Here is a 15667-nt window from a genome sequence, read left to right on the forward strand (position 1 = left end):
CAATGGCCGAGCTCAAGACCAGGGCGACGGAAGTGAAGGTGGCGGATTTCATCGCCGCGGTGCCCGATCCCGTGCGCCGCGCCGATGCGGAGACCGTCTGCGAGATGCTGCGGCGGCTGACCGGCGAGGAACCCAGAATGTGGGGGCCGACGATCATCGGCTTCGGCAGCTACCGCTACACCTATGACAGCGGCCATTCGGGCGAGATGTGCCGGATCGGCTTCTCGCCGCGCAAGGCGGAGACAGTGCTCTATGTGCTGACCGGCCAGCCCGAGCAGGAACCGCTGCTCGCCAGGCTGGGCAAGCACCGGACCGGCAAGAGCTGCCTCTATGTCCGCAAGCTCGCCGATGTGGACCTGGCGGTGCTGGAGGAGATCACCCGCACCGCCATTGCCCATATGGACGTGACCTACCCCGCCTGACCGGCCTGACGGAGGGTCACCTTGTGCGGCTCGTGCAGCGCGCGCTCGCCCTCGAACATGTAATCGCGGGTGAGCGGCAACGCGTCGCGCGAGCGCGAGAATTGCAGCTGGTAGTTGACCAGGCCGCCATATTGGAAGCTGACATGGCAGCCGGCCAGGTAGAAGCACCACATCCGGTAGAAGCGCTCGTCGTACAGGCCGACGATCGCATCACGCGAGGCGACGGCGCGCTCGTACCAGTGCCGTAGCGTCTCGGCATAATGAAGGCGCAGCACCTCCACATCGGTCATGAAGTAGCGCAGCCCCTCATAGCCCTTGGCGATCTCGGACAGCGCCGGGATATAGCCGCCGGGGAAGATGTATTTGAGCGTGAACGCATCGGTGACGCCGGGGCCGCCGGCGCGGCCGATCGTGTGGAGCAGCATCACGCCTTCCGGCGTCAGCAGCTCGCGCACCTTGCGGAAGAAGGTGCGGTAATGCGGCGTACCGACATGCTCGAACATGCCGACCGAAACGATCCGGTCGAACTGGCCGCTGAGGTTGCGATAGTCGATCAGCTCGAACTTCACCTTGTCCGCCACGCCCGCATCGAGCGCGCGCTGGCGAGCGACCTTGAGCTGTTCCTCGGACAAAGTGACGCCCAGCACCTCGGCGCCGGTCTTCTGGTGGATGTAGAGCGCCATGCCGCCCCAGCCGCAGCCGATGTCGAGCACCTTCATGCCCGGCCCGATCGCCAGCTTGGCGACGATGTGCGCCTTCTTGTCGAGCTGGGCCTGCTCGAGGCTGATGCCCGGCCCACTGAAATAGGCGCAGCTATATTGGCGATCGGTATCAAGGAAGAGATCGTAGAGCTTGCCCGACAGGTCGTAATGATGCGCGACGTTCTTCTTAGAACGGTGCTGCATGTTGATCCGCCCGATGCGGAACATCAGCTTGTCCAGCACCGCCTTGAAGGCGCTGGGCGACAGGGCCGAGCTATTGTCCTCCCAGAGATTGTTCGCGGCGAACAGCACCACCATGTCGAAGATGTCGCCATGTTCGATGACCATGTCGCCGTCCATGAACGACTCGGCGGCACCGAGCGAAGGATCGCGCAGGATGCGACGCACCGCGCGCGCTCCGAAACGGACCGTTACCGGCTTGAGTGTGGCGTCCGGTTCACCGAAAACCCGTTGCGTGCCATCCGCGTGGATGGCGGTCAGTTGTCCGCGCTTGATTGCGCGTGCGAAAAAACGATCAATCAACGCCATTTAGCCGTCACCACCATCCAGGGTTAACAGCCCCCCATAAGCACCTTAGGGATGTACGGGATTTCCGCAATATTTCCGCACCTGCGAAGAATCCGACACAATCAGATGCCGGCGTACCATTCATAGCCGGCGATATCCTCCCAGAAGCCGCCCTTGCCCCGGCCGATTCCGGCCAGGCTGGCCACCGCTTCGATGCGCATGACGTATTTTGCGTGCTTGTAGCCGAGCTGGCGCTCGACCCGCAGCCGCAGCGGCGCGCCATGCCCCACGCCCAGCGCCTGGTCGTTCATCGACCAGGCGAGGATGGTCTGGGGATGGAAGGCATCGATCAGGTCGATCGATTCGTAATAGGGGATATGGCGCTGGCCGAAGACATCGGCGCAGTGGAAGACGATGTAGCGGACGCCGTCCCTGAGGCCGGCGAGGCGGAGCACCTCCTCCAGCCGCGGCCCCTGCCATTTGCCGATCGCGCTCCAGCCCTCGACACAATCGTGGCGGGTGATCTGGGCGCGCTGGGGCAGCGAGCGGAGCTGGGCGAGGCTGAGCGACAGCGGTTGCCGGACCATCCCGCCCACCTGCAGCCGCCAGTCGGCGAAGCGATTGGCGGCGAGGGCGTTGTACTCGGGCGTGTTCGGATTGTTGGTGCCGTTGGTGCGGAAGCGTGGGCTGCGCTGCTCGGGACGGAACTCGGCGGCGAGCGCGCCGCGGCCGACCACCGCGCGCTGGAGATAGCGATGCGCTTCGTCGGCATCGAGCAGCACCGGGCTGCCCGTCCAGGCATCGCAGCCGGCGAGCAGGGTCGCACCGCCGGAGACGATCAGGCCTCGCCGGGTGATCATGCCGCTTCCTCCAGGTCCTCGGGCGTCTTCCACCAGCCGGTGATCATCGAGCGAACCTCGTTGACGGGACCGGCGAGGATCACCAGCGTCAAATGCACCACCGTGAACAGGCTGAGCAGCGCCATCGCGATGAAATGGAGCGAGCGCGCCGATTGCCGGCCGCCGAACATGTCGGCCAGCCAGGGCCACATGCCGGGTGCGAGCGCGAGGCCGGTGAAGATCAACAGGGGCAGCAGGATGAAGAGCACCCCGGCATAACTGGCCTTCTGGAAGATGTTGTACGCCTTCGGATCGGCGGGATCGTGGAAGCGCAGCTGCCAGTGTGCCTCGAGATCCTGCGCGAGATGCGCCGGCGCCAGCTCGGCCCTGCGGATGCGCAGGTCTCGCTGGATGTGGCGGTTGAGCAGGCTCCAGGACAGATAGACCAGCAGCGAGAAGGCAAGCACCAGCGCGAAGGCCAGGTGCCAGTGCCGCGCGCCGGCCAGGTCATAGCTGGAAGGCAGGGTCAGCCAGCCGGGCCATTGCGGCAGCTTGAGCCAGGCATGGTCGAAGTTCGCGCCGTAATTGCCCCAGTAGAGCCGGGGATGGGCGTTGAAGATCATCAGCCCGCTGGGGATCATCACCAGCACGGCAAGCGCGTTGAGCCAGTGCCAGAGGCGCGTGATCAGCCGGTGGCGATAGACCTGCATGGTCCCTCCCTAGCGCATCATCCGTAAGCGCGCATGAAGAAGACAATGGTGGTGCCCGCGGTCACCAGCAAGGTCCATATCCGCACCAGCCGGTGCGAGAGCTTCTTGCCGACCCAGGCGCCGAGCCAGCCGCCCAGGATCCCGCCGAGCAGCATCGGCAGGCAGGCGGTCCAGCGCACCATGCCCATGCCGATGAAGATGAAGGCCGCCGCGAAATTGGCGACGGCGAGCATCAGCGTGCGGATCGAGAAGAGCGAGCGCGGGTCGGCCGCTGCCAGCAGGCCGTAGACCGCAGTGGTGATCAGCCCCACCCCGCCGCCGAAATAGCCGCCATAGACGCCCAGCAGGCTCTGCGCGGTCACCAGGGTGCGCGGGCCGATGGTGACGCGGGCGTGCAGCCAGTCAGAGGCGCGCTTGCCGAAGAGCATCACCACCAGCGCGAACAGCAGCAGCCAGGGGATGATGAGGTCGAAGGCGCGGGTGGGCGTGAGCACCAGCAGCGTGCTCCCGACCAGCCCGCCGGCAAAGGTGATCCCGGCCAGCACGCGCACCGGCATGCCGCCGACCGGGGCCAGCTCGTCGCGATAGGCCCAGGCGCTCGCGCCTGCACCGGGAAGCAGCGCGACATTCGAAGTGGCGTTGGCGATGTTCGAGGGCAGGCCGAGCGCGATCAGCGCGGGCAGGGTCGCGAAGGTACCGCCCCCCGCCAGCGCGTTCATCGCGCCACCCAGCGTGCCGGCCACGGCGGCGAGGATCAGGTCGGAAAGGTCCAGCACAGGGCCCCCTTCCCGTGACGGTCGACACTTGTCGAGGAGTTTCTAGGGCTGGAGCGGCAGATGCCAGTGCAGCGCGTCCGCCGCCTGAGTGCGGACAAAGCCATGGCGCGCGAAGAAACGGCCCGCCTCGGGATTATCGGCCAGCGTCTCGAGGCGAAGCGCGGACAGGCCCTGTTCGCCAGCCCAGGCCCGGGCTTCGCCGAGCAAGCATTGGCCCACACCCTGGCCGCGCCGGACGCGATCGATCTCGATGCGGCGCACTTCAGCCGAATCGCCGTCGCGGGTGCAGGCGATGTAGCCCGCGACCTGGCCATCGACCCGGGCCAGCGCCAGCATCCGTGCCGCGCGGGGCACCGCGAAGGCGTTGTCGAAGGGATAGGCCCTGCCCGACGGGTCAAAGGCGAAATCGCAACCGGCAAGCCATGCCGGATCGAGCGTCGCGACCCGTTCGATCGCGACGCTGGAACTCAACCGAGCGCCGCCATCTTTTCCTCGGCCTCGCGGTCGAGCTGGGCGCGGCTCTTCTTCTCGGCCGCGGTCTTGAGCTGGCCGCAGGCGGCGTCGATGTCGCGGCCGCGCGGGGTGCGGACCGGCGCCGAGATGCCTGCCTCGAAGATGATGTTCGAGAAGGCACGGACACGCTCGGGCGTCGAGGTGTCATAGGGCGCGCCGGGCCAGGGATTGAACGGGATCAGGTTCACCTTGGCGGGCAGATCATACTTCTTGAGCAGGCGGACCAGCTCACGCGCCTCGGCATCGCTGTCGTTCTTGTCCTTGAGCATCACATATTCGAAGGTGATGCGACGGGCATTGTTGGCGCCGGGATAATCGGCGCAGGCCTGGAGCAGCTCCTCGATGCCGTACTTCCTGTTCAGGGGCACGATCTCGTCGCGGACTTCCTTGGTGACCGCGTGGAGCGACACCGCGAGGTTCACGCCGATCTCCTCGCCGGCGCGGGCCATCATCGGCACCACCCCCGAGGTCGACAGGGTGATGCGGCGCTTCGACAGCGCCAGGCCGTCGCCGTCCATGACGATCGACAGGCCATCGCGGACATTGTCGAAATTGTAGAGCGGCTCGCCCATGCCCATCATCACGATGTTGGTGAGCATGCGGCCCTCGGGCTGGCTCGGCCATTCGCCGAGCGCGTCGCGCGCCAGCATCACCTGGCTGACGATCTCGCCGGCGGTGAGGTTGCGCACCAGCCGCATCGTGCCGGTGTGGCAGAAGCGGCAGTTGAGCGTGCAGCCGACCTGCGAGGAGACGCAGAGCGTGCCGCGGTCCGCATCGGGGATGAAGACCATCTCGTAATCCTGGCCGTCCGCCGAGCGGAGCAGCCACTTGCGCGTGCCGTCGGTGGAGACCTGCGCCTCGACCACTTCGGGGCGGCCGATCACGAACCGCTCTTCCAGCCACGGGTGCTGCGCCTTGGCGATATCGGTCATCGCCGAGAATTCGGTGGCGCCGCGATTGTAGATCCAGTGCCAGATCTGCTTGGAGCGCAGCTTGGCCTGCTTGGGCTCGAGCCCGGCATCGGCGAGCACCGCGCGCATCTGGTCGCGGGTGAGGCCGATCAGGTCGGTACGGCCGTCCTCGCGCACCACCGCGGGGCGGGGCACGGGCACGGGATCGATGTGCCCGGGAATGGGCATGGGCGCGGCCGAGACTGTCTGCATGGCCGCGCACATAGTCTATCCCGCGCGATTATTCCAGTGACCCCAGCCCCTTGAGCGTGACCCGCAGCGATTCGACCAGATCGGTGCGAGGTTCCTCGCCAAGGAAGGCGACCAGCTCGCGATTGTCGAGGCGCATGGGGTGGGCCCAGAAAGGGCGCATTTCCAGCAGCTCGCGGATCGTCGGATTGAAGGGCGCGGCGAGCGGGAGCAGGGCCCAGGGGAGCGGCTTCGCCTTGACCTTGCGGCCGAGCGCGGCGCCGATGGCGGCCACCAGCGCGGTGCCGTCGCCGTCCCAATGACCGGCGAAATGATAGCGGGCGAAGCGGGGCAGCTCGGTCTCGCGATCGAGCAGACGGGCGAAAGTCTCCGCTACGTCAGGGAGATAGGCCCAGGCGTGCCCCGCGCCCTTGCTGCCCGGATAGGTGACTGCGCCGACCGGCTTGCCGGGGGTAATCATGCCCTGGGAAAGCCAGCCATTGCCGGGCCGGGGGCCATAATAGTCGCCGGCGCGCAGGATCAGCGCGCGCACCCCCGAATCCTCGATTCGCGCCTCCATCGCCTTGCGAATCAGCCCCTTGCGGGTGGCCGGTTCCTGGGGCGAGTCGACCCGGGCGACCGGCTGTGCCGCGGGGTCGTAATTGTAGATCGTCCCCGGCAGGGCGAGCCGTGCATCATTGGCCCAGGCGGCCTCGATGCTGCTCTCGATCATCGGCAGGACCAGCTTGCCCCAGTCGCGATAGCCCGGCGGATTGACCGCATGGACCAGCGCATCGACGCCCTTGGCCGCGGCCAGCACGTCCGCCCGGATCATCGCATCCCCTTCGAACCATGTGATATTCGGGTCGAGCCCAGGGCGCAGACCGCGGACCAGCCCACGCACCTTCCAGCCATGCGCGAGCAGCGCCCGGGCGGTCTCGCCGCCTACCCCACCGGTCGCGCCGAGCACCAAAGCCGTCCTGTCCATTCCGTCCTCCATTGCTGCCAATGGTTGCGGGAGTAACCGAATCGGACCTTAAAGAAAATTGTCGAACCTTTGCATGTCGCCTATACAAAATTGATGAGCGAGGTGGATTGGGAGCAGCAGCGCGCCTTTCTGGCGGTGCTGGAGACGGGGAGCCTGTCGGGCGCGGCGCGACATCTGAACGTTGCGCAACCGACGGTTCGGACGCGGATATTGGCACTGGAGGCCGCGCTGGGCACGGCGCTGTTCACCCGATCTCCCGGCGGGCTCACCCCCACGGAGAGGGGACAGGCGCTGCACGAGCATGCCCGCGCCATGGCACTCGCTTCGGACGCTTTTGTTCGCACTGCCTCCGCCGCGCCCGACGAAGTGGCCGGCACGGTGCGGATCACCGCCAGCGAAGTGATCGCGGTGGAGGTGCTTCCCGCCATCCTGCGCGAGGTGCAGCGCCAACATCCGCGGCTGGTGATTGCGCTGAGCCCCAGCAACCGCAACGAGGACGTGCTGCGCCGCGAGGCCGATGTCGCGGTGCGGATGGTGCCGCCGAAGCAGGAAGCGCTGGTCGCCAGGCGCATCGGCGCGGTGCCGCTGGGTGTGCATGCCCACCCCGATTACCTGGCCGGACGACCCTTCCCCACAGGCTTCGAGGACCTGGCCGGGCACCGGCTGATCGGGCCCGAACGCGACTCGGCGATGCTTCGCCAGGTGCAGGAAGCAAACTTCCCCGTACGAATCGCCGACTTCAGCTTCCGCGCCGAAAGCGACCATGCCCAGCTCGCCGCGATCCGCGCGGGACTGGGAATCGGGGTGTGCCAGGTACCGATCGGCGCGCGCGACGGACTGGTCCGTCTCCTTCCGGACTTCGAACTTCCCCTCGAAACCTGGGTGGTCTGCCATGAGGATCTGCGCGGGCTGGCACGGGTGCGGACGGTGTTCGACGCGCTCGTAACCGGTCTCAGGACCTATCTCGGCTAGCCCCGCACAGGCCACGACACACCGCGCTTTGCTTGCGGCCATGCATCCCGGGACCCCAGCCTTGCGTTCCTGGGGGCGAGTTCTTTGTGTGTTTGGAGTGCTGTAATGAAGCTTATCGCCACGATCCTTGCCGGCACGACGCTGGCCCTTGCGCCGGCCGCCATGGCGCAGACCGCACCGCAGACGACCCCGGCGACGCCGGACGCCCCGGCTGCACAGACGACCGCTCCGGCGGCACCGGCAGCTACCGCACCGGCAACCAATGCGACGGTGACCGACGCCGAGGTCGGCCAGTTCGCCACCGCCGCGCTCGAGATCGAGAAGATCCGCAAGGACACCGCCACGCCGGAAGCCGACAAGGGCGCCAAGATGGCGGCCGCCGCTTCCTCGGCAGGCCTGAGCTCGGAGCGCTTCAACGCGATCGGCCAGGCGATGCAGGGCGACGCAGCGCTCAACCAGCGCATCCAGAAGGCGGCGACCGACAAGCTCGCGGCCTCGGGCGGCGGCGCCGCGGCGAAGCAGCCGTAAACGATTGTCACTACGGACACTGTGGCGGATCGCTTCCTTGGGAGCGGTCCGCTTTTTTCGTTCCGTCATCCCGGCCTTGCGCCGGGATCCCGCTTCTTCTTGGTTTGGGAGCAGGTAGCGGGACCCCGGCGCAAGGCCGGGGTGACGATGGCAATTCTGGTTTCTCCAGCTCAGCCTAAGGAAACCCGTCACCCTGAACTTGTTTCAGGGTCCAACGTGCCTCAGGCGGTATCCTTGGTGGAGGGTTGGATGCTGAAACAAGTTCAGCATGACAGGGGATTATTCAGCATGACGGGGGATTATGAGGCCTCCCCGGAACCCCTGCCCTACCGCCCCGCGCAGCCCAGCGCCGCCGCGTCGATCGCGGTTGCCGCGCCTTTCAGCGCATAGCTGTCGGCGAAGGGCGCGCCGTTGGCGCCGACCGTCTCGACGCTCATGCTGCGGCCCGAACGCATCGCCACGACGATCGCAGCATCGGTGCGAGCATCGGGTGCCCAGGCATCGGCGTCGCCCGCCTGGAGCTCGAAGCGGCGCTCGCCGATCGAAAGGGTGACGCGGGCATTGCCGGCACGGGTGCGGCTCAGGCGGATATGGAGCTGGTTGCGCACCCCGTCGCGCGGCCAGCTGGCGATGCTGGCGAAGGGTTTCGCCTCGCGATATTTCTCGACCGGCTGGGCGATGGCGAAGCAGCGCAGCGGCGAGGAATCGCGGAAGGCGCCCCAGCTGTCGAACGTGCCAAGCGGGGTGCGCGTCTGCGCCTGCAACAGGAGAAGGAGCGCCAGCGCGCTCATGCCGGGGCGGCGCCGCGGCCGGTGCCGAGATGCACCACGGTTTCCACCCCGCCCTCGATCCGCACCACCGAGCCCTGCGGCAGATCGCGCGCGACGGGGGCGCCGAATGCGGGCGAGACCGGCAGGCCGGTCATCACCCCGCGCAGCACCCGGCTCGACATGCCGTGCATGATCACCAGCCTATCGCCCGGGTCTTCATCAGTGTCGGCGAGCCAGGACGAAACGCGCACCGCGATACCGTCATACCATTCGCCGCCCGGCGGCGGACGGGTGTAGAGGCCGTGCTCGATGTCGAGGAAGCCGGGGGCCTCGTCCATCAGATCGGCATAATAGCGGCCGCTCCATTCGCCCATGCCGATCTCGACCAGTCGGTCGTCATGCCGGGCCTGGTGCCAGTCGAGCTCGAGATGCTCGGCGATCACCGCCAGCGTCTGCAGCGCGCGGCCGGCGCTCGACGACCATAGGGTAAGCTTCGGCTTCGGCCCGAGGATCTCGCGCAATGCGGCACCCATCGCATCGGCCTGGGCGAAGCCGGCGCGGGTGAGCGGGGTATGGGGATGATCGCCCTGCATGCGCCGGGCGATGTTGAACACGGTCTCACCGTGGCGGGCGATGAAATCGCGGCCTTTGCGCTGGGTCGTCATCACTTGCTCACAAGCCCGCATGGCAGCGGAAAGGCAAGTGCCCAATTTGCGCCCCCTTTGGTTCATCTCCCGATCAGGTGCAGTAGCCCAGTACCACACCAGCCCCGGTCGGGGCGCAACGAAAAGAGGGAGGTACCATGTCCAACACAAGCGACGCATCGGTCTGACCGCGCGACAGGCGCCTGACCTGTTGCCCGTAAGTCACGCTTTTTGTTGTTTATCTGGGGTTCATGAAACAGCGCGGGCCTCCCCCGGTTTTGAACCCTGCCCATGCCGGACAGCATGGGTGCGTACCCAAGGAGTTCCGTTATGCGTACCAAGTTCATCGCCGCCGCCGCGACCCTGCTCGCCGGCACCGCCTTTGCCGCTCCCGCCTTCGCCCAGAGCACCGATGCCGGCTTCACCGGCCCGCGTGCCGAAGCCGTGGTCGGCTGGGACCATGTGAAGGGCGACAATACGGGCGGCGTCGACGGCGCGCTCTATGGCGGCCAGATCGGCTATGACTTCCAGGCCGGCAGCGCCGTGCTGGGCGTCGAAGGCGAAATCACCGGCTCGACCGCGCGCCGCACCGAGAACAACGTGATCGTGGCCGGCGACAGCGCCCGGCTGAGCACCGGCCGCGACCTCTATGTCGGCGCACGCGCCGGCTTCACCGTGGGCGGCAACGCCCTGATCTATGCCAAGGGCGGCTACACCAACGCCAAGCTCAACAGCCGCTACACCTCCGGCACCACCGACGTCCGCTTCGACGACAATGTCGATGGCTGGCGCCTGGGCGCGGGCGCCGAGGTGAAGCTCAACGACAAGGTCTATCTGAAGGGCGAATACCGCTATTCGCAGTACAAGGATGACGATGCCGGCATCGATGCCAAGCGCCACCAGGTGCTCGGCGGCGTGGGCGTGCGCTTCTAAGATCGCTGCCGCGACGCATTAACTACGCATTTAAGGTGTGAACTATAGGGCCGGAGCGCTTGCTCCGGCCCTTTTTACCGTTAAGGGTATGGTCCGGAAAATTCCCGCAAGCGGGTTCAGATTCGGGCGATAGCTGCCCCGGGGGTTCTTGATGAAGGCGACGATCGAACGCGCAACTCTGTTGAGGGGCTTGAGCCACGTCCAGTCCGTGGTCGAGCGGCGCAACACGATCCCCATTCTCTCCAACGTGCTGATCGAGGCACAGCCGGGCGGCGCGCTGCGCCTGATGGCGACCGACCTCGACCTGCAGATCGACGAGACGATCTCGGCGGCGGTTGACCAGCCGGGCGCGATCACCGTGCCGGCGCACACGCTGTTCGACATCGTGCGCAAGCTGCCCGAGGGCGCGCAGGTCGAGCTGACCGCCGCGGAAGGCCGCATCACCGTCAATGCCGGGCGCGCGCGCTTCACGCTGTCGACGCTGCCGCGCGACGATTTCCCGATGATCGCCGAGGGCGAGCTGCCGACCGTGTTCGAGCTGCCGGCCGAGACGCTCAAGCAGATCATCGACAAGACCCGCTTCGCGATCTCGACCGAAGAGACGCGCTATTATCTCAACGGCATCTATCTGCATGTCGTCGACGAGGCGACGCCGGTGCTGCGCGCCGCCGCCACCGACGGCCACCGCCTCGCCCGCGTCACCGTGGCGCGTCCGGACGGCGCCGATGCGATGCCGGGCGTGATCGTGCCGCGCAAGTGCGTGGGCGAGCTGCGCAAGCTGCTCGAGGAAGTCGACGGCTCGATCGGCGTGTCGCTCTCGGCCTCGAAGATCCGCTTCGATCTGGGCCAGGCGATCCTGACCTCGAAGCTGATCGACGGTACCTTCCCGGATTACACGCGCGTGATCCCGACGGGGAACGACAAGCTGCTCAAGCTCGATCCGAAGAGCTTCATGGAAGGCGTCGACCGCGTCTCGACCATCGCGACCGAGAAGACCCGCGCGGTGAAGATGGCGCTGGAGCGCGACAAGATCATCCTCTCGGTGACCAGCCCGGAGAATGGCGCGGCGGCCGAAGAGGTCCCGGGCGACTATGCCGCCCTGCCCTTCGAGATCGGCTTCAACAGCCGCTACCTGATGGACATCCTCAACCAGATCGAAGGCGATTTGGTGGAAGTCCATCTGGCCGACGCCGCGGCGCCGACGCTGATCCGCGAGAACGACAAGTCGCCGGCGCTGTACGTGCTGATGCCGATGCGCGTCTGATCGCACGGCGATTGCGGACATGAAAAAAGCCGGTGCGGGACCATCCCGCACCGGCTTCTTCGTATCAGGCTCGACGGATCAGGCGAACATGCCCCGGCGGATCGCCGCGACGATCGACACGACCAGATAGATCGCCGTCGAGATCGTCATCAGCGTCCACAGGCTGACCTCCGCGACCAGGCCGAGTTTGGCGAGCGCCGCCCAGCCGAACAGGCCGAGCTGGGTCAGCCAGAAGCTGGCGATCGACGCCTCGGCCAGCGCGGCACGGGTGAGCTCGTCGCTGCCGCGCCGGATCCGGGCGTTGAGCCAGACCTGGAGCGCGAGCAGCACGGCGAGGCCGATCGCGACCGGGATCGCCGCATCGCCGGTATAGCCGAAGCGGACCGCGAGCGGCGGGGCGAGCAGCAGCGCCGCGCCGAGGAGCAGGCCGATGCCGTTGAGCCGCAGATAGCGCAGCACCGTGCCGTCGAGCGGATCGCCCTCCTGATAATTCTCGGCCATGCGGCGATAGAGCGTGCTGCTCGACGCGGCGACAAGCGCGAACAGGCCGAGGAGCAGCAGCAGCGCGGCGAGCACGGTCGAGGCGATGTCCTCGCCCGGCATTTGCGCGATCCAGTCGAACAGGCCGAACTGCCCGGCGGCGAAGCCGAGAACGAGACCGAACACGGCGCCGACCGCGGCGCGGACGAGCCGGCGGCGGGTCCCGGAACTAGCCATTGGGGAGCTCGGGCGGGGTCCAGTCGTCGAGGAAGATGACATCGATGGGCACTCCAAAGATCTTCGAAAGCCGCATCGCCAGCGGCAGGCTCGGGTCATATTTGTCGGTCTCGACCGCATTGATCGTCTGGCGCGAGACGCCGAGCAGCCCGGCCAGGTCGCCCTGGCTGAGGCCGGCCTCGGCCCGCAGCACGCGCAGCCGGTTCTTCATGCGCGGTGTCCAGAACTCTGTACCATATGACAAGAGTTCTTGTCATAAGCCAGCAGCGGGTGTCAAGAACTCTTGTCAGCTCGGGTTTCCGCTACGGCAGCATTGATTCCCGGACCCGACTCCTGTATTGACACTCTTGTCAGTAAGGAATCGCATATGGCCACCCAGCCCGCTCCGCAGGTCTTCAACCCCGGCATCCCGATGAAGCGGGAATGGGGCACGGCGTTCCGTGCGCTGGGGCGGCTGCTCGCCAATGGCGACGATACCGAGCAGGTCTTCCGGATCATGCGCGCGCTCAACGGCGACGCGACGCAGAAGAGCTATCGCAAGCTGCTGACCATGCCCAATGGCGGGCGGATCGCGTTCCAGCATGTCGAGATGGCCGAGCGGCTGGGCGACCGCGCCTGGATCGAAGGCTTCGCCGAGGGCACGGTGGGCGCGGCCTATCGCAACTTCCTCGATTCGACCGGCTATTCGGCCGACGGGCTGGTCGCGGTGAGCATGGCCGAGGGCGCGTTCCAGAACGCCGATATCCAGCACCCCTATGCCTGGATGGGCCGGCGCGAGCGCGACATCCACGATTTGTGGCACGTGATCACCGGCTACCAGGCCGACGAGCATCTGGGCGAGGCCTGCCTGGTCGCTTTCTCCTATGCGCAGACCGGTGGGCTCGGCTGGGGGTTCATCGGCATGGGCGCGGCGCTCAAGAGCATCCGCATCACCCGCAAGCTGGATTTCTTCAAGGCCGTGATCGAGGGTTATCGCCACGGCAAGGCCGCGCAGTGGCTGCACGGCGAGGACTATGAGACCTTGCTCGCCGAGCCGCTCGATCAGGTCCGCAAGCGGCTGAACATCGGCGATCCGGTCAGGTACCGCAAGGCGCAGGCCAGCCTGGAAGCGGCCGGCCTGAAGGGGATCTAAACCCCGCGCCCTTGCTTACGGCAGGTCCTTGATCGCGCCGCCGGCGTTCGGCTTCATCAGCGCGTCCATCGCACCGAAGATCTCGTCGGCCGACGTGACGGGCGCGGGCAGCTCGAAATGCTTGGCGTCGATCTCGGCGGTGTCGAGCGACTTGAACTCGATCAGCGGGCCGTCCTGCTTGGCCGCACCTTCCTCGATCGGCGTGACGCGCAGCGGCGTGCCCTTGGCGAACAGCTCGGTCAGACGCGCGGAGAAGCCGGTCTCCTCGGGGAACATCGCACCGAAGAAGCTGTTCACCGTGTCGATCGCGCGGCGGAACACATTGCCGACGGGCGTGAGCCTGGGGTCGGCGCTGACCACCATCTCGATATGCTTCTTCTTCGAAGCCTCGTCGCCCTTGAGCATCAGCAGCTTCCACGCCTCGCCCTGCTGGCCGGCGACGACCGCGGCGGTGCCCGGCGCGATGCCGAACTGGAACTCCTTGGCCTTGGGATCCTCGCTCTTGGGGATGAAGCCCTTGACCAGATCGACCATCGCCTGGAGCTCGAAGACCTTGGTGCCTTCCTTGTCGGTGACGGCGATATAGTCGACGCCGTCGCGGTGGATGATCGTGAACTTGCCGCCGACGTCGAGCCGCGAATTGCCCCCGTCATCGACTTCGATCACCAGCTCCTTGCCGCCGGCATTGTAGCGCGCGGTGACGTCGGCCAGCGCCGGCATCGGCGCGAGCGCCAGGATCGTGGCAAGGAACAGCTTGGTACGCATGGTGGAACCCCCTTATTCGACGCCGGCGATCATCCGCGATGTCGCGCGCGGCGGCAATAGCGGCTATCGGCGGGAAATGGCAGTGTCCCGCCTCGTCCTGACCGACTTCCGCAACCATGAAGACGCCGTGCTCGTGCCCGGGCCCGGCTTCGTGGTGCTGAGCGGCGAGAATGGCGCGGGGAAGACCAATGTGCTGGAGGCGCTCTCGCTGCTCGCCCCCGGCCGGGGCCTGCGCCGCGCGCCGCTGACCGAGATGGCGCGGCAGGGCGGCAGCGGCGGGTTCGGCGTGGCGGCGCGGCTGACAGCCCCTCCCGCAATGCCCAGGCGCGGCGCACTCGGTGAGACTTCCCCCACCCCCAACCCCTCCCCTGAAGGGGAGGGGCTTGTAGATATAGGCACCGGCACGCAGGCGAGCGCGCCCGAACGGCGGCTGGTGCGGATCAACGGCGCGACCGCCGCCGCCACCAGCCTGGCCGAATGGGTGAGCGTTCTGTGGCTCACGCCGGCAATGGACCGGCTGTTCGTCGATGCGGCGGGCGAGCGGCGGCGCTTCCTCGACCGGCTGACGCTGGCGCTGAGCCCCGGCCATGCGCACCATTCGACCCGATACGAAGCCGCGATGCGCGAGCGCAATCGGCTGCTGGCGGAGGATGCCGCGCCAGACCCCGACTGGCTGACCGCGCTCGAGGCGCGGATGGCCGAGCATGGCGCGGCGATCGATGCCGCCCGGCGTGCGCTGGTCGTGGCGCTGGCCGAGCGGCTGGCGGCGCAGCCCGAGGGACCGTTCGCGCGGGCGGGGCTGGCACTGGAAGGCTGGCAAGGCGATGCCGACGCGCTCGCCCGCGAGCTGGCGGCCGGTCGCCGGCGCGACGCGGCGGCGGGCCGCACGCTGGCGGGTCCGCACCGCGCCGACCTGCTCGTCACGCATCTGGGGAAGAATCAGGCGGCGCATCTCTGCTCCACCGGCGAGCAGAAGGCTCTGCTGCTTGGGCTCGTCCTCGCCCATGCCGAGCTGGTCGCCGAGCGCGTGGCCCGCGCACCGATCCTGCTGCTCGACGAAGTCGCGGCGCATCTCGACCCGGGCCGGCGTGCGGCACTGTTCGAACGGCTGGAAGGCCGCGGGCAGGTGTGGATGACGGGGACCGAGCCGGCCTTGTTCGAGGCGGTTCCCGGGGGTGCGACGCGGTATCGGGTCAGCGATGGGGCGGTTTCGGTCGAGTAGCTGAGGATACCAGGTGCTCCCCGGGGGGGGGGGGGGGGGGGGGGGGGGGGGGGGGGGGGGGCGGGGGGGCCCGGGCGGGGGGGCGCGGGGGGGGGGGGGGGCGG

General features: G+C 67.5%; 19 protein-coding genes. 7 read left to right on the forward strand and 12 right to left on the reverse strand.

The window, feature by feature from the left end; genetic code table 11:
• The first annotated feature begins 2 nt into the window (after nucleotides 1-2).
• A complete protein-coding gene (locus tag AAHM44_RS02765) occupies nucleotides 3-422 on the forward strand; it encodes a DUF1801 domain-containing protein (RefSeq protein ID WP_342248917.1) in 420 nt (139 codons plus the stop codon).
• Here the strand turns inward: AAHM44_RS02765 and AAHM44_RS02770 are convergent.
• From AAHM44_RS02770 to AAHM44_RS02800, 7 genes are all read right to left on the reverse strand, one after another.
• On the reverse strand, nucleotides 410-1672 hold the full coding sequence (locus tag AAHM44_RS02770) for a cyclopropane-fatty-acyl-phospholipid synthase family protein (RefSeq protein ID WP_342248918.1): 1263 nt from the start codon (nucleotides 1670-1672) through the stop codon (nucleotides 410-412). The genes AAHM44_RS02765 and AAHM44_RS02770 overlap by 13 nt on opposite strands.
• Nucleotides 1673-1773: 101 nt before the next feature.
• Nucleotides 1774-2511 (reverse strand): molybdopterin-dependent oxidoreductase, encoded by a 738-nt coding sequence (locus tag AAHM44_RS02775; protein ID WP_342248919.1) that lies wholly within the window; start codon nucleotides 2509-2511, stop codon nucleotides 1774-1776.
• Entirely contained in the window at nucleotides 2508-3200 is a 693-nt protein-coding gene (locus AAHM44_RS02780; RefSeq protein WP_269573681.1) for a cytochrome b/b6 domain-containing protein, read from the reverse strand. The genes AAHM44_RS02775 and AAHM44_RS02780 overlap by 4 nt, the downstream gene beginning before the upstream one ends.
• A 17-nt stretch (nucleotides 3201-3217) precedes the next feature.
• Nucleotides 3218-3976: a sulfite exporter TauE/SafE family protein gene (locus AAHM44_RS02785; RefSeq protein WP_342248920.1), complete on the reverse strand. Its 759-nt coding sequence runs from the start codon at nucleotides 3974-3976 to the stop codon at nucleotides 3218-3220.
• Between the two features lie 42 nt (nucleotides 3977-4018).
• Nucleotides 4019-4447 (reverse strand): GNAT family N-acetyltransferase, encoded by a 429-nt coding sequence (locus AAHM44_RS02790; RefSeq protein WP_269573679.1) that lies wholly within the window; start codon nucleotides 4445-4447, stop codon nucleotides 4019-4021.
• Complete coding sequence (rlmN, locus tag AAHM44_RS02795) at nucleotides 4444-5628, reverse strand: 23S rRNA (adenine(2503)-C(2))-methyltransferase RlmN (protein WP_446745943.1); 1185 nt, start codon at nucleotides 5626-5628, stop codon at nucleotides 4444-4446. The genes AAHM44_RS02790 and rlmN overlap by 4 nt, the downstream gene beginning before the upstream one ends.
• A gap of 52 nt (nucleotides 5629-5680) precedes the next feature.
• Nucleotides 5681-6616 carry an NAD-dependent epimerase/dehydratase family protein gene (locus tag AAHM44_RS02800; protein WP_342248922.1) on the reverse strand — a complete coding sequence of 312 codons (936 nt, stop codon included), beginning with the start codon at nucleotides 6614-6616 and terminating at the stop codon, nucleotides 5681-5683.
• Nucleotides 6617-6709: 93 nt separating this feature from the next.
• On the opposite strand from AAHM44_RS02800, the gene AAHM44_RS02805 reads away from it, so the two are divergent.
• Nucleotides 6710-7588, forward strand: a complete 879-nt coding sequence (locus AAHM44_RS02805; protein ID WP_342248923.1) for a LysR family transcriptional regulator — start codon at nucleotides 6710-6712, stop codon at nucleotides 7586-7588.
• Nucleotides 7589-7693: 105 nt separating this feature from the next.
• Nucleotides 7694-8116: a DUF4168 domain-containing protein gene (locus AAHM44_RS02810; RefSeq protein ID WP_342248924.1), complete on the forward strand. Its 423-nt coding sequence runs from the start codon at nucleotides 7694-7696 to the stop codon at nucleotides 8114-8116.
• A gap of 326 nt (nucleotides 8117-8442) precedes the next feature.
• Here the strand turns inward: AAHM44_RS02810 and AAHM44_RS02815 are convergent, their stop codons facing one another.
• Complete coding sequence (locus AAHM44_RS02815; protein ID WP_342248925.1) at nucleotides 8443-8907, reverse strand: invasion associated locus B family protein; 465 nt, start codon at nucleotides 8905-8907, stop codon at nucleotides 8443-8445.
• Complete coding sequence (locus AAHM44_RS02820) at nucleotides 8904-9551, reverse strand: histidine phosphatase family protein (protein ID WP_269573673.1); 648 nt, start codon at nucleotides 9549-9551, stop codon at nucleotides 8904-8906. Before AAHM44_RS02820 ends, AAHM44_RS02815 begins: the two co-directional genes overlap by 4 nt.
• A 309-nt stretch (nucleotides 9552-9860) precedes the next feature.
• On the opposite strand from AAHM44_RS02820, the gene AAHM44_RS02825 reads away from it, so the two are divergent.
• Together AAHM44_RS02825 and dnaN are read left to right on the forward strand one after the other, a co-directional pair.
• On the forward strand, nucleotides 9861-10463 hold the full coding sequence (locus AAHM44_RS02825; protein WP_342248926.1) for an outer membrane protein: 603 nt from the start codon (nucleotides 9861-9863) through the stop codon (nucleotides 10461-10463).
• Between the two features lie 151 nt (nucleotides 10464-10614).
• On the forward strand, nucleotides 10615-11727 hold the full coding sequence (dnaN, locus tag AAHM44_RS02830) for a DNA polymerase III subunit beta (protein ID WP_184162153.1): 1113 nt from the start codon (nucleotides 10615-10617) through the stop codon (nucleotides 11725-11727).
• Between the two features lie 78 nt (nucleotides 11728-11805).
• Here the strand turns inward: dnaN and AAHM44_RS02835 are convergent, their stop codons facing one another.
• Both AAHM44_RS02835 and AAHM44_RS02840 read right to left on the reverse strand, forming a co-directional pair.
• Nucleotides 11806-12444: a hypothetical protein gene (locus tag AAHM44_RS02835; protein ID WP_342248927.1), complete on the reverse strand. Its 639-nt coding sequence runs from the start codon at nucleotides 12442-12444 to the stop codon at nucleotides 11806-11808.
• On the reverse strand, nucleotides 12437-12655 hold the full coding sequence (locus AAHM44_RS02840; RefSeq protein ID WP_184162158.1) for a helix-turn-helix transcriptional regulator: 219 nt from the start codon (nucleotides 12653-12655) through the stop codon (nucleotides 12437-12439). The genes AAHM44_RS02835 and AAHM44_RS02840 overlap by 8 nt, the downstream gene beginning before the upstream one ends.
• A gap of 156 nt (nucleotides 12656-12811) precedes the next feature.
• Here AAHM44_RS02840 and AAHM44_RS02845 point away from each other — a divergent pair, with 156 nt between their 5' ends.
• Complete coding sequence (locus AAHM44_RS02845) at nucleotides 12812-13576, forward strand: Coq4 family protein (protein WP_184162160.1); 765 nt, start codon at nucleotides 12812-12814, stop codon at nucleotides 13574-13576.
• A 15-nt stretch (nucleotides 13577-13591) separates the two neighbouring features.
• Here the strand turns inward: AAHM44_RS02845 and AAHM44_RS02850 are convergent, their stop codons facing one another.
• Complete coding sequence (locus AAHM44_RS02850; RefSeq protein WP_184162164.1) at nucleotides 13592-14341, reverse strand: hypothetical protein; 750 nt, start codon at nucleotides 14339-14341, stop codon at nucleotides 13592-13594.
• Nucleotides 14342-14417: 76 nt separating this feature from the next.
• Between AAHM44_RS02850 and recF the strand changes: the two genes are divergently transcribed.
• Nucleotides 14418-15563, forward strand: coding sequence for a DNA replication/repair protein RecF (gene recF, locus AAHM44_RS02855; RefSeq protein WP_184164930.1), 1146 nt, complete (start codon nucleotides 14418-14420; stop codon nucleotides 15561-15563).
• The last annotated feature ends 104 nt before the right edge of the window (nucleotides 15564-15667 follow it).

Source organism: Sphingomonas sp. OTU376 (assembly GCF_038440415.1).
GTDB classification, from domain to species: Bacteria; Pseudomonadota; Alphaproteobacteria; order Sphingomonadales; family Sphingomonadaceae; genus Sphingomonas; species Sphingomonas kyeonggiensis_A.

Excerpts from the sequence above, each read along its gene's own strand:
- AAHM44_RS02815 (WP_342248925.1), bottom strand. The coding sequence starts at position 8,907 with ATGAGCGCGCTGGCGCTCCTTCTCCTGTTGCAGGCGCAGACGCGCACC.
- recF (WP_184164930.1), top strand. The coding sequence starts at position 14,418 with ATGGCAGTGTCCCGCCTCGTCCTGACCGACTTCCGCAACCATGAAGAC.
- AAHM44_RS02805 (WP_342248923.1), top strand. The coding sequence starts at position 6,710 with ATGAGCGAGGTGGATTGGGAGCAGCAGCGCGCCTTTCTGGCGGTGCTG.
- AAHM44_RS02780 (WP_269573681.1), bottom strand. The coding sequence starts at position 3,200 with ATGCAGGTCTATCGCCACCGGCTGATCACGCGCCTCTGGCACTGGCTC.
- dnaN (WP_184162153.1), top strand. The coding sequence starts at position 10,615 with ATGAAGGCGACGATCGAACGCGCAACTCTGTTGAGGGGCTTGAGCCAC.
- rlmN (WP_446745943.1), bottom strand. The coding sequence starts at position 5,628 with ATGCCCATTCCCGGGCACATCGATCCCGTGCCCGTGCCCCGCCCCGCG.
- AAHM44_RS02770 (WP_342248918.1), bottom strand. The coding sequence starts at position 1,672 with ATGGCGTTGATTGATCGTTTTTTCGCACGCGCAATCAAGCGCGGACAA.
- AAHM44_RS02835 (WP_342248927.1), bottom strand. The coding sequence starts at position 12,444 with ATGGCTAGTTCCGGGACCCGCCGCCGGCTCGTCCGCGCCGCGGTCGGC.
- AAHM44_RS02800 (WP_342248922.1), bottom strand. The coding sequence starts at position 6,616 with ATGGACAGGACGGCTTTGGTGCTCGGCGCGACCGGTGGGGTAGGCGGC.
- AAHM44_RS02825 (WP_342248926.1), top strand. The coding sequence starts at position 9,861 with ATGCGTACCAAGTTCATCGCCGCCGCCGCGACCCTGCTCGCCGGCACC.
- AAHM44_RS02810 (WP_342248924.1), top strand. The coding sequence starts at position 7,694 with ATGAAGCTTATCGCCACGATCCTTGCCGGCACGACGCTGGCCCTTGCG.
- AAHM44_RS02765 (WP_342248917.1), top strand. The coding sequence starts at position 3 with ATGGCCGAGCTCAAGACCAGGGCGACGGAAGTGAAGGTGGCGGATTTC.
- AAHM44_RS02850 (WP_184162164.1), bottom strand. The coding sequence starts at position 14,341 with ATGCGTACCAAGCTGTTCCTTGCCACGATCCTGGCGCTCGCGCCGATG.
- AAHM44_RS02775 (WP_342248919.1), bottom strand. The coding sequence starts at position 2,511 with ATGATCACCCGGCGAGGCCTGATCGTCTCCGGCGGTGCGACCCTGCTC.
- AAHM44_RS02845 (WP_184162160.1), top strand. The coding sequence starts at position 12,812 with ATGGCCACCCAGCCCGCTCCGCAGGTCTTCAACCCCGGCATCCCGATG.
- AAHM44_RS02840 (WP_184162158.1), bottom strand. The coding sequence starts at position 12,655 with ATGAAGAACCGGCTGCGCGTGCTGCGGGCCGAGGCCGGCCTCAGCCAG.
- AAHM44_RS02820 (WP_269573673.1), bottom strand. The coding sequence starts at position 9,551 with ATGACGACCCAGCGCAAAGGCCGCGATTTCATCGCCCGCCACGGTGAG.